General features: G+C 64.2%; 8 protein-coding genes. 5 read left to right on the forward strand and 3 right to left on the reverse strand.

Annotation, left to right across the window (positions count from 1 at the left end; genetic code table 11):
- Positions 1-58: 58 nt before the first annotated feature.
- Together ACTWPB_RS27075 and ACTWPB_RS27080 are read left to right on the forward strand one after the other, a co-directional pair.
- The gene (locus ACTWPB_RS27075; RefSeq protein ID WP_446223313.1) at positions 59-247 is read left to right on the forward strand and encodes a hypothetical protein; all 189 of its coding nucleotides are present in this window, start codon (positions 59-61) and stop codon (positions 245-247) included.
- A 537-nt stretch (positions 248-784) separates the two neighbouring features.
- On the forward strand, positions 785-1,948 hold the full coding sequence (locus tag ACTWPB_RS27080; protein WP_446223314.1) for a hypothetical protein: 1,164 nt from the start codon (positions 785-787) through the stop codon (positions 1,946-1,948).
- Positions 1,949-2,162: 214 nt separating this feature from the next.
- On the opposite strand, the gene ACTWPB_RS27085 is transcribed toward ACTWPB_RS27080, so the two are convergent.
- A complete protein-coding gene (locus ACTWPB_RS27085; RefSeq protein ID WP_446223315.1) occupies positions 2,163-7,421 on the reverse strand; it encodes an AAA domain-containing protein in 5,259 nt (1,752 codons plus the stop codon).
- A gap of 40 nt (positions 7,422-7,461) precedes the next feature.
- Positions 7,462-8,769 carry a protein kinase domain-containing protein gene (locus ACTWPB_RS27090; protein WP_446223316.1) on the reverse strand — a complete coding sequence of 436 codons (1,308 nt, stop codon included), beginning with the start codon at positions 8,767-8,769 and terminating at the stop codon, positions 7,462-7,464.
- A 144-nt stretch (positions 8,770-8,913) separates the two neighbouring features.
- Here ACTWPB_RS27090 and ACTWPB_RS27095 point away from each other — a divergent pair, with 144 nt between their 5' ends.
- The 3 genes from ACTWPB_RS27095 (at position 8,914) to ACTWPB_RS27105 (ending at position 13,942) form a co-directional block, all read left to right on the forward strand.
- Entirely contained in the window at positions 8,914-10,917 is a 2,004-nt protein-coding gene (locus ACTWPB_RS27095; RefSeq protein WP_446223317.1) for a hypothetical protein, read from the forward strand.
- A 46-nt stretch (positions 10,918-10,963) separates the two neighbouring features.
- Positions 10,964-13,012, forward strand: coding sequence for a GmrSD restriction endonuclease domain-containing protein (locus tag ACTWPB_RS27100; protein ID WP_446223318.1), 2,049 nt, complete (start codon positions 10,964-10,966; stop codon positions 13,010-13,012).
- Positions 13,013-13,567: 555 nt separating this feature from the next.
- Positions 13,568-13,942: a hypothetical protein gene (locus ACTWPB_RS27105; protein WP_446223319.1), complete on the forward strand. Its 375-nt coding sequence runs from the start codon at positions 13,568-13,570 to the stop codon at positions 13,940-13,942.
- Positions 13,943-14,009: 67 nt separating this feature from the next.
- On the opposite strand, the gene ACTWPB_RS27110 is transcribed toward ACTWPB_RS27105, so the two are convergent.
- On the reverse strand, positions 14,010-15,557 hold the full coding sequence (locus ACTWPB_RS27110; protein ID WP_446223320.1) for a protein kinase domain-containing protein: 1,548 nt from the start codon (positions 15,555-15,557) through the stop codon (positions 14,010-14,012).
- Positions 15,558-15,562 lie beyond the last annotated feature (5 nt).

The following is a 15,562-nucleotide window of genomic DNA, read 5'->3' on the forward strand; positions in this document are numbered from 1 at the left end:
GATCATGACCAGCGGTACGGAACGCTGAACACCGCGTCGAAGGAGTCGGTCGTGCCGGATGCTCTGGATCAGATCACCGCAACACTTGGCGTCCCACCACCACCCGACTTCGCCACCCTCACCCCCCGACCAGCTGACCCACCTCGACGACTACGTCCGCGCCGCCCTCGACCACCGCACGGCAGCCCTCGACAGCGCCCTCGACTCAGGCATGCGCCTAATCCCCGCCTGGCCCGCCCCGCCGTGAAGAAGGTGCTCGGACTGTGACCGCGTCCCACCACACCACCGTCGAACTCGCCAAACTGGCCCGCGCTCTAGACCGCGACCCCGCCGACCTGGACTTCCTCGCCACCCCTCCCACCCGCCGCCCTACACGAATTCCGCGACCAGCTCACCGATCTCACCGCTCCGCAGCCTGCTCGCCGCGCAAGCGACTCAATGCGGTCAACCAGAACTCGCGGACAACCTGACTGCCACCTGATCGTCCGGGGACCCGCCACCATCCTCACGACGTACAGTCGTGAGGGACGCTCGTTTGGGGCATACATTGCGGGACAGCATGTTCCGTAGCGAAGTAGGGGGCCGCGTGTCTACAGTCGACGACAGGATTGTGCTAGCAGCTGGCTGGTTGCACGCAAACCTTGTACGCGTCGATGATGCGCACGCAGGCTGGGGTTGGTCGCCCGATGTGTCCCCCAACCCCCAGGACACAGCCGAAGCCGTGTGCGCGTTGACTGCCGCGCGGGTACACACCCCGGTCCACCTCCTGGCCCCGTTCTATGACGTGCCGGAGCCGTCCAGCGTGAGGTCCCTACTACGTCTGGGCAGCGTCACCCACGCCACCCAGGGCGAGTGGACGTTCGACTCACCTGTCGACGCGGCCTGGCGCTTGCGCGCACTCGTCGCGCTGAGCGCGGGTGGAGTCTTCCCTGACGTACACCCCTATCGCCAAGCCCTCCTCACCGCACAGGACCAGCATTCGGGCGGTTGGACCATGTCCGACGGGCTTGCCCCCATCTCGGTCACGTCTACTACGGCAGCGATCCGAGCACTGCTGGAACTCCCAGACACCGACACCGAAGCAACCATCGCAATCCGCCGCGGCTGCGACTTCCTCATCAACGCGCTCCTACATGACGATCCGCAAGCGACCACCAACTTCGCAACCGCGAAAATTGCGTGTCTCCTCGGCACCGGGCCACTCGCGGAAATGGGCAATCCCCGCATCGCACGGGCACACGCGCGGGCGGTCGACCATGTACTGCGCTATTTGGAGACCGCACCAGGCACCCTCGAAGAGGAGCCGATCCGTCGCGGCAACGTCACCCAGACGTGGTATCACGCGACACTTCCACAATCGATCATGGCGCTGTCGACTTCGCGAAAGCAGTTGATCTTCCACCCAGCATTCCGCAGCGGCTTCACCGAACTACTGGATTACCAGCAACTTTCGCCGACCCACCGCGACCACGGCGGATTCAAAACCTCGCGTGGCGGCATCATCACGTCGTACGCAACCGCCCAATCAATCCACGCCTTGATCCAGGTGAACGCCGAGGTACGTCAGCGAGTCAACCCCGGCACCGTCTTCGACATGCTGTGCGACGCCAGCAGCAGCCACCACACCGACCCACAGAACATTTCTCCCTCCAAGCTGCCAGCGGTCCGAATGAACAGCACCGCTGGCGGGGCGATCTTCGGCATGGGCCTTGCGGCCGGTCTCACCATCATCTTCCTGGCATTGATGTTCGATGACGGAACTCTCGTCCCGCTGGGAAAACCAGCCAGCCGCGCCCTCATCTACTGGGGCACAGCCTTCATCTCAGTCGGCCTCTACTGCTGGGCGACAACCCGATTCCACCGCCTCGCCAGGGGGAAAATGGTCTCTCTGGTCGTAGCGATCTTCACCGCTGGCATCTTCCCGTTCTTGGCTTTCCTTCTCACGTAGAACCGCTATGCCGCGCGCTCGCTGAGGTCGCCACCTCAGAAAAATGCGGACCTCCCACTCGACTCGTCGGGACCTGGCAACTCGCAACTGGTACATACAGACGCATTCGGGGCAATCGGCGGATCGTCCTGCATCGATCGCCACTCACCCGATTCTCGGGATGATCCTGCAAGCACCTCGACCCGGTGAGAACTCCTTCCGCACCCGACCGAGATCACCTCAAAGATTGCGCCAACCCGATGACCCGATCGAGAGCCGCGGCCGTATTGCCGGTCAGTCGAGTTTGACCGAAGTCCTTGATCACCGCACGGAAAAGGTCGACTCGATTGCGCCAGCCGAGCGTCTCGGCGTGGTGGGCCATCACTTCGGCCAGCTCACGAGGCGGCACCTGCTCGATGGATCGCGGTCCCAGCACCCGCCGCCGCGACAACGGCTGCTGGGGTGTGCGATAGGCCATCAGGCCCGGATCACCCAGGTCGAGTGGGTCGTCGACGAGCAGGCGACCATGCGCTACCGCAGCGTGCAGGGCACGGTCGATGGCACCTTTCACGTTGTCGCGTTCTCGTGTTTTGGCCGCGCTGACATACGCCGCGCGCAACCGGAGTCCGGTCACCGGCCCTTCCGCCGCGACAACACCGCACAGATCTTCGACGATGGTGTGGTGTGGCGCTCTGGCCGGGCTCTCCAATTCGGCGGCGAAAGCGGAGTATCCGCCCATCTCACCCGGCGCTCCCTCGCCCGCTTCGGCCTCCGACCGCGCCGGAGTGGGTTGTTTCAACCACCGCGCCTCGTCGTCGAGGTCAAGCTGATCGGCGCCCAGATCCCCGCCGACCGCATCGCGCATCGGTCCCGCCGGAGGAGGCAGTTGCGGCCTTTCCCAATCGAATTCATCGAGCACAGCGATCCCCGGATCCATCGACTCGGGGATCGGATCCGCTGCGGGCCACTCCTCACCGACCGCATCGGCAACGACATCCTCAGCTGACGAATCGAACTCAGGCTCAACAGCATCGACCTGCGTAGTGGCAGCCAGTTCGGCGGGCTCGTCCGGGACCGGATCGTCTCCGATCGGTCGGATGCCCTGCGCTTCCAGCACATCGCACAGCCGATCAAGGCACCCCACCGGATCAATAATGAACTCCGCCTGCCGAATCCGATGGAACGGCCAATCACACCGTTCCAGATCCCGCTGCAGATCCAGTTCCGCGCGATACGCCTCGGCACCCTGCCATCGATCACTATCGCATTGCACGGCGAGCTGACCGCCACGCCCGGTCACGACGATGTCAAGGTCACATGCCGTTTCGGTGTGATGGGCCTGCACTCGGTAGCCGCGATCGACCAGACCGTTGTAGACCTGCTGCTCGAAGAGCGATTCGAAAGGGTCGACGAGGGTGTCATCGCTGAAGCGCTCACTGACGATGTCGCCGGTGTCGATGGAGTCCTCGACCGAGAGGAAGTAGTCGAGCAGCCTGAACCGCAGATCCTCGCTATTGCCGAGGTGGTCGAGAGTGACGGAGTGGAACAGCCAGACCTGGTCTCGCGCCCGCGAAACCGCCACGTTGTAGCGTTCCACGGTGACATCGGTGACCTGCGCGCTCAACTTCCCGCCCTCGCGTGGGGCCGCGACCAGGGACAGGAAGATCACGTCACGTTCGGCGCCCTGGAAGTCCGCGGCGGCACCGCAGTGCAGGTGCCGCTGTTCGAGTTCCGAGGGCGGCACCACCGCGATCAGCTTGCGCAAGATCACCTTCGCCTGTTCCGGACCCAGCAGCGAGATCACCCCGAACGTCTTGCCGTCATAGGCGGGGTCGGTGATGCAGGCGGCGATCTGGGCGACGACGCGGTCGGCTTCGACCTCGTTGACCTTCGAACGCACCTCCTGTCCATCGGGTACATGGACCGTACGCACCGGCGGCAATCGGTCGCTGCCGTAGCGGCGCACCGGAATCAGCGACACACCCTGATCCTCATAGGCGATCTTGTTGGAGAACCCGATGATCTCCGGGACACACCGACGGTGTTCCACCAGCGTGAGCCTGTGTGGGAAACGCATGACCGCTTCGTCGAAGAGACTGCGTGTCGCCATCTTCCAGTAGTCGGCGGACCGGTTACCCGCAAGATACTGCTTGGCGAGGCTGTCGAGTTCCTCCTTTTTCGCGCCGACCGCCGAGGGCGATACTTGCTTGTCGTCACCGATCACCACGATGCGCGGCGCCAGGTACTGCAGGAATACCGCCGCGGCACCGGCCTGCGAGGCCTCGTCGACCACGACCACGTCGAACATGTCCGGTTTGATCTCGAACTGTTCGACCACGCGATAAATCGGCATGATCCACACCGGCACAGAGGGGCGGCAGTCGGCGAGTGCCCGCTGGATGGACGCTCGTTTGCTGTCAGCGAACCGGCCGGTGCCTTTTCCCAGATCCTTCACCAACTGCGAGTAGCCCTGCAGATCCGACCGCGCCTTATTGGTCAACCTACCGACCGCGCAGTCCCACGCCTTGGTCGTGGCCATGATGCTTGCTTGCCGCCGCAACTGATCCTCGACATCGTCGAGCTTGCGGCACAGGTCGTTGACCGCGCCCACGCTCTGGCCGGTCAACCAACTCCCCGCCACGCTCCACTGCCAGGCCGCGTCGAAGCGCTCGAGTCGCGCGGGCCACTCGGGATTATTCGGGTCGGCTGAAACGGCGTCGTGCAGATCGGCCAGCGGCGCGATCTTCGCGCTCAGTACGCGTCGACGAGCGAAAGCGTGGCGCAGTCGGTGCAGTTCGAGGAGTCGTTCGCTTGCCAACCGATAAGCGGCCGTGTCCCGGTTGGCCACCGCCGCTGCCAGATCGTGCAGATTGCCGGTCGCCCGGGGATCGCGGCACCACGTGGCGAGCCGCTCACCCAGCTCAGCCAACGGCGCGTTCGCGTGCTGCCACGCCGACTCGGCATCGGCGGCGGCGAGAGCCTCCGAGAAGTAGGTGACCTCATCGGATTTCGCCCAGTTGGGCGCCACGAAGCCGTGCTCGCACAGCCGAGCGTCCGCGGCGAGTAGTCGGTCGCCATAGGCAAGAACGCGGTCGAGCAGCTCGCGGGCCGCGCGGTGTGCGGCTACCCGGTCACGCATCGGGCCGTCGCCGGGCGGCAGGATCGGCAGCGGCCAGGAGGAGTCGAGTTGACGAACCAGACGGCGACAGTTCGCCGATTCGAGGAACACCGTCAGCTGGTCTACCCGCGTGGGGATCCGACCGTCGACACGCACCTGATCGAACAGCGGCTGTGCGTCTTTGACTGCCCGCGCCGTGGTGAGACCCATTTTCGGGGTGCCGTCGGCCTTGAGCTTGAGGTCACCGCGCGCTTCGATGTGCACGCGCAGGGTCTCGGCGAGGCCGAGCAGTGGCGTGAGGTCGGGCGCGGTCACTTCGACCTCGGCGAAGCCGATTATCGCGAGCGCGGCGTCGACCTGCGGCAACAAGGCGTCGATCGACTGCGCGGCCACCTGCCAGCTGTGTGGCCGCTCAGCGCGCATCGCCTCCGCGGCGGTGCGCACCCATTCCTCGTGCCGCCCGCCGAACTCACGGGCGGCGAGGTCCAGCGACGACACCATCGCGGCCAAGTCCGCGCGCGTCGACGGGGCCAACGCCGTTACCTGACCGGCGAGTTGAGTACCTCGATAGTGTTCGAACGAGTGCCTGCGCGCGTCGGCGCGGCGTTCTGCGGTGTGCCACCTGGTGAACTCGTCGTCGGAGGGCAGCTCGGCTGAAGCCACCAGGTCCGGCGCGGCTACTTCAGGGTCGACCAGCTCCTGGTTTCGCAGCAGCCCGAGCCATTCGGTCAGCTCGGCGGCACCGACCGGACAGACTTCATCCGATGCGGGCGCGAGCAATGGGACCGACCAGGCGAATTCCGCGCGGTCGGCACGCCATTGGCTTGCGATCGCCGCGCTCGACCCGGGGTAGTCGCCAATTCGGAACTCGGTGATGTCGCGTTCGCGCAGCCCGAGAAGTTCGGCGTGCAACTGGCCACGAGTGCGCCGCAATTCGTCGATCCGCGCGGCGGCGGCGTTGGCGGTGCGGTGACTGCGTGCCGGATCATGTTCGGTGGCAGCTAGATTGATCCGATTCACCGACATCTTGAGCTCTTCGAGTTCGGTGCGCGAATCGCCGATCACCGTGACGCACAACGGTTTGATGTCTTCCGGCAGTCGATGCCGCACTTCGTGCAACGCGCGATCGGTGTGCGCGGTGATCAGCACACGCTTGCCCTGCGCCAACAGGTGGGTGATGAGCGCGGCCGCGGTATGGGTTTTGCCGGTGCCGGGCGGCCCCTGCACGAGGGTGTGCGCGTGGTTGTCGACATGGTTCAGGATCTGCAGTTGCCGCGGGTTGAGCGGCAGCGGAAGGAACTGGTCGGCTCCGTCACGCACGATCGCGCCCGCCGTATCCGGGGCTGAAACGACCGACTCATGGTTGGGGTCGACCAGATTCAGCATCCCGGTCGGAACCGCGCCGGTGCTGCGGATGTTCTCGGCGATCGCCCGCAACGCGTTCACCATCCCGCGATTGGAACGCTTGCGCAAGATGATGGCCGGGGAATAGTGTGCGAGAGGGTGCTTGCTCGAAGTTCCAGGTTCCAGTACGTCGCGATATTCGGCGTCGGGGTTGATGCAGTTGACGAACATGCGCACCAGCGCCGCGAAGTCCTCACGTTCGAACGGTCCGACATTGCCGGTGCGCGCTTCCTCCTCGGCGCGCTGCAGGTCTCCGGGCGCCGACATCAGCCCGGCATCGACGAATTCTTGCAGTTCCGGGGTGTAGCCGGTGGCGGTCGCGTCCAAGGCCACCGACAGCGCACCGTAACCCGAGTCGAATCGCACCGACGCAGGCACGGTCAGCACGTGCCTGCGCACCGAGCCGACGGTACCGTGCTGCCAGGTCAGCAAGCCAATCCCGAAGACGACCTCGAGTGTTTCCCGCTCCCCTTCGTAGCGCGTATATACCTCGTAGAGAGTCTGATACAGCGTGAGCGCGGCTAGCTTTCGCTCCGCGACCGGGGCCCACTCACGCCAGCGTGCCAACCACAGCGGATAGGCCTCGGCGACGTCTGGGTGATCGTCGAGCAGCAGCTCGGCGCCGTCGGCGTCGAGCCGGCGCGAAGCTAACTGCGGCTCCCGATAGGGATCGTCGATCGCACCGTCGAGCCACTCGCGCACCAGCTGCGAAGGCTCCGGCGCCGATGGCACCTGAACCTTCTCCACAACCAGGAACGGGGTTCCCGGCTCGGCGGACCGATAGGTGACCGCCGGGTCCTGCGGCAGATCAGCGATCCAGATAACCTGCCCATCGCGCTGGTATGCGCTCAGTTCCTTGATCCGGCTCGCGCGCAGTTGCTGCGCGTGCGCGAGGAAGTCGAACAGGCGCGCGCCGCGACCGGCCAGGTCGTCGGAAACGGCGGGGATGGCGTTCCCGTCCGGCGTGTTCATTACCCGAATCCTCCAGTGTGCGTGGATCTGTGTGTTGCGTTCAGCGAACGCGGATACCGTCGATCTGCGTCGCCAGTTCGACGACTCGGACGTCTCGAGCACCGAAACGAACCGACATCTGCTGGTGCAACCGCTTCAACCGATTCAGTGCCGCCTTCGGATTGCCCAGGCGCAGTTGACAGATGGCTAACCGCTGGTGGCAGTACATCGCCTGCTCGTCATAGGGCCCATTGGCCTCGGACAGCTCGTCGGCGAGCTCCCGATAGAGCTCGCCGGCTGTCTCGAACTCGCCCGAATCGAAGTGGCGGTCGGCGATCTGGAGCCGTTCGAGACCCGAGTCGGGCACCGCACGAACCATCGGACCCACCCTCGGCCTTGTGTCGACGAACGCATAGTCCATCGACGGCGCGATCAGTGTCGCCGCCGTCCGGTAGCCGGGCTCCGAGACTGTCGCCTGCGCATACATCCGCGACGGACTGTTCGGTTCACGCACGTCGGCCAGCTCGTCGAGAGCGCTCACATGCCGCACCAAGGTCCGGTGCACGGCGTCGGCGTCACGTGGCCGCTGGCGCGGGTCCTTGGCCAGCATGTCCATCACCAGCGCGGCGAAATCGCGCGGCATATCCGGACGCCGCGAGGATATCTCCGCGGGCATCATCTCGATCTGCTTGCGCCACACCAGAAAATGAGTGCTGCCGGTGATCACCTGAGTCCCGGTGAGCAGTTCGTAGAGGACCAGGCCCAGCGAATACAGGTCCGTCTGCGCGACAACCGGGTCGCCGTTGATCTGCTCGGGCGCCATGTATGCCGGTGTGCCGAGAGTATTTCCGGTCGAGGTGAGCCGTGAGACGTCGGTGTCCAACAGCACGGCCAACCCGAAATCGAGCACCTTCACAGTGCCGTCCGGACACAACATCACATTCGACGGTTTGAGGTCACGGTGATAGATCAACTGCCGATGTGCCGCGGCCAAGACCGCCGCCACCTGTGCTCCGATCGAGGCGACAACACCCACCGGCAGCTCACTGCGAAACTCCGCGAGGTGGTCGAGGGTCACCCCCTGCACGAAATCCATGACCAGGTAAGGCCGCTCCTGCGGACCAGGCTCGACCCCTGCGTCATGGATCGCGGGCAGTCCAGGGTGGACCAATCGCGCCATCAACCTGGCCTCGCGGATGAATCGCTGAGTCCATTGCGGGTCGGCGTCGAGGTCGGCCCGCGTGAGCTTCACCGCGATAGGCCGTTCCAGGTGTCGGTCGTAGCCCGCGAACACCTGGCCCATCCCACCCGCGCCGATCTGGCCGGTCAGCTCGTACCGACCGCCGACGACCTGTGGTTGCCGCCCCACGATTGCCTCCGCCCCTGTGTTGGATGCTCAAAATACCGGATGAAAGGACTTCGGCGCGCGGTTGGTCGGCGCATTTGAGTACCCTGGGTGCACTTCGGGCAAACTCACGGCGCCGGAACAGTCGAGATAGGTGTGGCATTACACATGGGCAACGGGGGCGTAGACCTTTCCAAGACCGATTCCTTGGCCTTGCGCGAACGGTCCATACCGTTGCCGAGCAGCGCCGACGGCTACCGGAAGGTGCTGCTACTCGGCACAACCGGTGCGGGCAAGACCACCGTCGTCCGCCAGCTGCTCGGGACCAACCCCACGACGGAGAAGTTCCCGTCGACCTCGACCGCGAAAACCACCGTCGCCGACATGGAGGTGATCGTCAGCGACGAACCGGTCTTCCGTGCCGCCGTCACCTTCGCACCACGTGACGTTATCGAGGGCCACCTCCAGGAGAACGTCGTCGAAGCAGCACTGGCCGCTTTCGCGGACAAGGACGATGCCGTTGTCGGCCGCAAACTGCTCGACCATGTGAACCAGCGCTTCCGCTTCAGCTACGCCCTCGGCCGAATCCAGGCCGTGACCGCCGACGATGTCATCGATGACGACGAAGATGACGAGGACGACGACGACATCGATCCCGACGACTTCGGCGCGATCGACGAGGCCGCCACGGCCCGCGTGCTGAAGTCCGCCGTGCAGTCGATCCGGCTGATGGTCGAGGAGTACACGCTCGAAACCGGATTCCAGCTCCCTGCTGACGAGGTAGCGAAATACGTAGAGCGCAACGCCGATTCAGACCTGCCGCGCAACCCTCGCTACACCCAGATCGTCGATATGTTGCTCGCTGAGCTGATGCAACGTTTCGCCGCCCTCGACATCGGCGAACTCCGCCACGACTCCCGCGGCTGGCCCATCCTGTGGACCTTGACCAGCACCGACCGCGCCGAATTCCTCACCACCGTCACCCGATTCACCGGCAACAACGCCAAACTCTTCGGCCGCCTCCTCACTCCGCTGGTGAACGCCGTGCGCGTGAGCGGCCCCTTCCTCCCCAAATGGGCCGACACCCCACCCCGTCTGGTCCTCATCGACGGCGAAGGCCTCGGCCACGCGAAATCACACGCTTCTCCCCTGTCGACCCGCATCTCACGCCAGCTCGACCAAGTCGACGCTGTCCTCCTCGTCGACAATGCCCAACAGCCCATGCAGGCATCCGCTGCCGCGGCCCTGAAAAGCGTTGCTATCTCCGGTCACTCGGCGAAACTGCACTTCCTGTTCACCCACTTCGACCAGGTCAAGGGCGACAACCTCGACACCTTCACCGAACGTGAAGAACACGTCCGCCAGTCCCTGCACAACGTCCTCAGCCAGCTCCGCGCCGAAGGCCGCCAGGTGAACCCCGCTCTGGAATCAGCCGAGCGTGTCCTGCAACTTCGCCTCGAACACGGCGCCTTCTTCGTCGGCGGCATCCACAAACAGCTGAGGCCGACGAACAACGCGGGCAGGCGCACGATCGACGAACTCAACAAGCTTCTTGCCCTGATCGCCGACCCCGAGATCGCCAACCGCGCAGGTGAATCCCGCCCGGTCTACCGCAAAGATGTGCTGTCCCAAGGCATCTCACACGCTGTAGTCGAGTTCCGCGACAAGTGGCAGGCAGTCCTCAAACTCAAGGACCACGCCTCGATCCTCCCCGAACACGGCAGCCGCATCAAAGCCCTCACCCGCAGGGTCGCCAACCGCTGGGACAACAACGAATACGACAGCCTCAAGCCGGTCGCCGAACTCCGCGAATCCCTGAACGAACAGGTCTGGAACGTGGTCCAGAACCCCCAGCGCTGGTTGGGCGCGAGGCCGACCGACGAAGAACGCCAGATCCTGATCGACAACTTCATGATCGCCGTCACCAGCCGCCTCACCGACCTCGTCGAAAGCCGGATCGTCGAAGAACCGCACTCGGAGTGGGTCGAGGCGTACGCCATGTCGGGCAACGGCTCCGTCAGCCGCCGAGCCCACGCACTCGATGTCCGGATACTGGAACGCGGTGCGCCCCTTCCGGTAACGGGACGTGCGTTGGAATCGAATGCGCTACTGACAGATGTGGCACGGCTGATCGATGCGGCGGCAGCCGAGCAGGGCGTCGTCTTCGAGTAACCGGCACCCATCGGTGTCCGGCAGCATCAAATCAAAGGGGAAGTAAGTGGTAGCGGCACAGGAAACCAGTCTGCAGAGAATCCTCGAGGGGAGCTCGCAGTACCTCGTGCCGTTGTATCAGCGCCCGTACGGCTGGGGTGATGAGCAATTGCAGGAGCTGTGGAGCGATGTCCTCCAGCTAGCCGAGGATCGACTCGACGGCCCGGAGGCGACGCACTTCATCGGCTCGCTGGTACTGGCCCCCACTCCCGCGGGTGTCGCCGGCGCGGTGACGCGCTTCCTCGTCGTCGACGGCCAGCAGCGATTGACGACCCTCACCTTGCTGCTCGCCGCTATCCGCGACTATCTGCGCGAGATCGACGGTGCCGAGAGCCGTGACACCAACCGCATCCACAACCAGATGCTGACCAATCAGTACAACGACGACCCGGATCGCCTGAAACTCCTGCCAACCCAGGTGGATCGCGCGGCCTATGTCGCGGTCATCGACGGCGCCACACCCGATGACAACAGTCGGGTCGGCCACGCCTACCGCTTCTTCCGCGCACGTCTGACCGAGCTCGCCGACAACGACGACATCACCTTCGGGCTCACCCAGATCGTCGACGCCGTCCTGTCCGGCCTGTCGGTGGTATCGATCAGCGCCCACCCGAACGACAATGTGCACCGAATCTTTCAGTCCCTCAACAACACCGGCCTCAAGCTCACCCAGGGCGACTTGCTGCGCAACTACCTGTTCATGCGCCTGCCCACCCGCAGCGACGAGGTGTACCGCACGCGTTGGACGCCGATGCAGGACTCACTGGACAACGAACGCATCGAAACCCTGTTCTGGCTCGATATGGTTCTCAAGCGTCCGAGGGTTAAGCAGGGCCAGACCTTTGCCGCGCAACAGGCCAGGCTGGAGAAGCTGACCACCGAGTCCGATATCGTCGCAGAGATCGAACGCATCGCCCGACTCGGCAAGCTCTACCGGCTCCTGCTGGAACCCCAACTCGAGTCCGATCCCGAAGTGCGGCTGCGCCTTACCCGCCTCGCCGAATGGGATTCGATCTCCCCAGCACCCCTGATCCTGCACCTGCTCCTTGTGCGCGATCGCGACGAAGCCACCAGCGAACAGGTCGCCCGAGCCCTGCTGTACATCGAATCCCTTTTGGTACGACGCTTCCTGATCGGCCGCTCCACTCAGAGCCTGAACCGACTGTTCGCCGACGCCGCGCACCAACTCGACCCCAGCTTGCCCGTCGACACGGCCGTGCACGTCTACTTCTCGGTTGGCCGCAAGCACTACGCATCCGACAAGCAACTGACCGAGGCCATCGTCTCGAGCCCCCTCTACCTCACCGGGCGCAGCGCGCACCGCAAGATCCTGATGACGTGGATCGAAGGCATGTTTCTGTCGAAGGAAGCGGTGTCACCGGATTCCCTGACCATCGAACATGTGATGCCCCAATCTCTTTCGGCCAAATGGCGTGCTGACCTGAGCGCCGAATACGGCGTGGACGAAATCGACACCCTGCACGAGAAGTACGTCCACACCCTCGGAAATCTCACCCTCACCGGCTACAACGAGAGCCTGAGCAACCACGAGTTCGCCCGCAAACGAGAAACCCTGCGCGCGAGCAGCATCCGCATGAACCAAGACATCGCCGCCCACGAATCCTGGGGCCCGGGTCAAATCGAGAAGCGGAGCTTGGCGCTGGCCGAGCGGATCACAAAGTTCTGGCCGGGCCCCGCCGACGAATCAGTCTTCCCGGAAAACCCCACCTGGGCCGAACTCAACCGGCTGCTCACGGCGATCCCCGCCGGACGTTGGACGACCTACGGCGATCTCGCCGTCCTACTCGGCACCGCGCCACAGCCGCTCGGTAACCGCCTCAAGTCCCACCCGGCCCCCAACGCTCACCGAGTTCTCGGTTCCCTGGGCACCGTATCCGAAGGTTTCAGCTGGCCGGACCCGCACTGCACCGACGACCCCCGTCAACTCCTCGAAACCGAGGGAGTCCGATTCTCCTCGTACGGCCGCGCCGACTCGACCCAGCGCCTCAGCCCCACCGAGCTGAAGCAGCTGCAGTCCGACGGGGTCCCGGTCTGACACGCGCAACAACAGCGTTCGACGATCACGGGCAGAAGCCACGATCATCCCGTGCCTTCGTTGCGCCCTGACCAGCGACAAACCCGAGGGTCCTGCTGTCGGTTTGCGATGTGACGGAGCCCTCCGAACATACCTACCCAGCAAAGGGTCGTCACCGAAATGCCTAGAGTTCGCGCGCACATGAGAAACGGATACCCGGTCAGGGCTCATTACCGCCGTGCGGCCCGTTGGAGTCCTCGCCCACCACGGGATACATCCGGCTTTGCCGGCCCCGAATCAGGCGTTGTCGGCCGGGAGTCGGGTGGCGGTGTGTTGGCTGGATTAACACTCGTCGTGGTCAGTTTCCTTGCCATATATGCCGCATTGGCATGGCCGTACTGGCTGTCGACGTGGATCGCAGTGGACTGGTGGAACGTTGACCTAGATTCATGGACTCGCGTTGCGATCGGGGTCGCCTTCGAGACCGCGTACATAATTGCGCTATTTTGCATCGTTCCTCGCCTCTTGGATGCCAAGCCGAGGTCGACACCGTCACCTTGGCGCCGGTATGGGATCGTGTTCGCCATTACAATTGTCGGCGCCTGCGTTACCCTCGTTGCCCTCTACAGGCCGACGGACCCAATTCCTGCTGCCGCCACTACTATGCCGCCGGGCAAGACTGCGGCACCGACAGTTCTCGCTCTCACCCTCAGCGATGCCGAGTTGCAAGAATTTCGATCATTCGATGTCTCCGATATTGCCAATGACGTCCTAGGAAATGGACGTCGGAGCCGGATGGTTCTCGAGAGTAGCAACTGGCAAATTGTTGCCCAGTGCCCCTACCTCGTCAGCGGAAAGATCAAGGTGGGCGTGGTGAAACATGATGAGACCTTCTGGATTTTGGATAGAAGCATAGCCAGGAACAAGTTCTCAACTTTCCTGAAATGCTAGACGCGAGGATCGTCCGCTTTCGCCTCGGTGTCGCCGGTTGGGAGCGAACAGTCACGATCGATTATCTCTAGAAGTCATTCAGCAACGCCGCAACCTGAGCGGACAATGGATCATCCGGGCCACGCAACACCAGCAGATCATCGCGCAGCGGCTCGAGTATCCGGCGCGCGTCCTCAGACACACCGGCATCGAAGTACAGCTCACCGAGCGACAGCCGCATTTCCAGAGCCGCCTCGCTACAGTCGCCGCCCGCGACGACGATGTCGCTCAGCAGCTGGTTCATGACCGCGAAACCACCGTCGATATCGCCGATCTGCATGCGACAACTCGCAGCCATCGAACGCATCTCCCACGCCGACTCGCTGAACCGGCCTTCGGTGCGCCGGTAGGCTTCGGCTAGCGATTCCAATTCTGTTCGAGCCCGGCGGTATTCGCCACCGAGTACCCATGCGCCTGCCACCTTTCGGCGGAGCTCGAGCACATCGACGTGGTCGGCGCCCCGAGCGTCGGCAGCACTGTCGATGACCGCCACCAACGCATCCGCGGCCTGCGCGAAACGGTCGGCCTCGACCAGTTCCTCGTATCGGTGCAGGGCGGTGTCGATCGCAGTGCGCAGGTGCAGTGGGGTCAGTGGCGCGGTGGGCTGTGCGGGCGCGGTGGACACCTGGGTCGGCTCGACCTGCGAGGTTTCCAGTGGGGCGTTGGGGCGGCGGAAGATCCGAGTGGGGTCGGGAAGTCCCGGCAGGTACAGCTCACCGGGTGGGATCGGTGCTCCCGGCGCGGGCAGGAATGGCAGCAGGCGTTCATAGACCGCGTACGCATCGGCAGGACGGTCGCGCGGATCCTTGGCCACCAGTGCCAGCACGAGCCGCTCGAGGTCCACGGGAACATCGTCGCGAAATTCACGCAGGCCCAACGGAGCGACCTCGATGTGCATACGTTGCACCTCGTAGGGCGAAACGGCTTCGAAAAGCGGTCTGCCGACCACCATTTCGTGCATGAGGCACCCCAGCGAGTACAGATCCGAGCGCGGCGTCACCGGATGGTCGTGGATGCGTTCCGGCGACATATAGCGCAGCGTGCCGATCTGCTGACCGGTTCGAGTGATCTTGGCCGCGCTCTGATCCAGAATGGCGGCGATCCCGAAGTCGATCACCTTCACCGAGCCGTCGCGGGTGAGCAGCACGTTGTCGGGTTTGAGGTCTCGGTGCACGACCGGCAAGGCATGCGCGTGCGAGAGCACGGTAGCGATCTGCGCCGAGACCGCGGCAACCCACGACAGTGGCAGCTGGGCATCGGGGTCGAGGTAGTCGCGCAGGGTGACACCGTCGATCAATTCCATGACCAGATAGACGTTTTCGAACGAGGCGTCGAGCACCGCGTCGTACACCTGCGGCACTCCGTGGTGCCGGATGCGGGCGGTGACCCGCGCTTCGCGGCGGAATCGTTCGGTGAACTCCTTGGCGAGTTCCCCGGTGTCCACCTGGTCCACCCGGATCCGTTTGATCGCGACCGGCCGGTCGAGCACGATGTCGTAGCCCCGCCACACCGCACCCATGCCGCCCGAGCTGATCATCGCGGTCAGCTCGTAGCGTTTGTCGATCAGTTCCCGCATCTAAT

The organism is Nocardia sp. IBHARD005, assembly GCF_052814245.1.

Excerpts from the sequence above, each read along its gene's own strand:
- ACTWPB_RS27075 (WP_446223313.1), top strand. The coding sequence starts at position 59 with ATGCTCTGGATCAGATCACCGCAACACTTGGCGTCCCACCACCACCCG.
- ACTWPB_RS27085 (WP_446223315.1), bottom strand. The coding sequence starts at position 7,421 with ATGAACACGCCGGACGGGAACGCCATCCCCGCCGTTTCCGACGACCTG.
- ACTWPB_RS27095 (WP_446223317.1), top strand. The coding sequence starts at position 8,914 with ATGGGCAACGGGGGCGTAGACCTTTCCAAGACCGATTCCTTGGCCTTG.
- ACTWPB_RS27110 (WP_446223320.1), bottom strand. The coding sequence starts at position 15,557 with ATGCGGGAACTGATCGACAAACGCTACGAGCTGACCGCGATGATCAGC.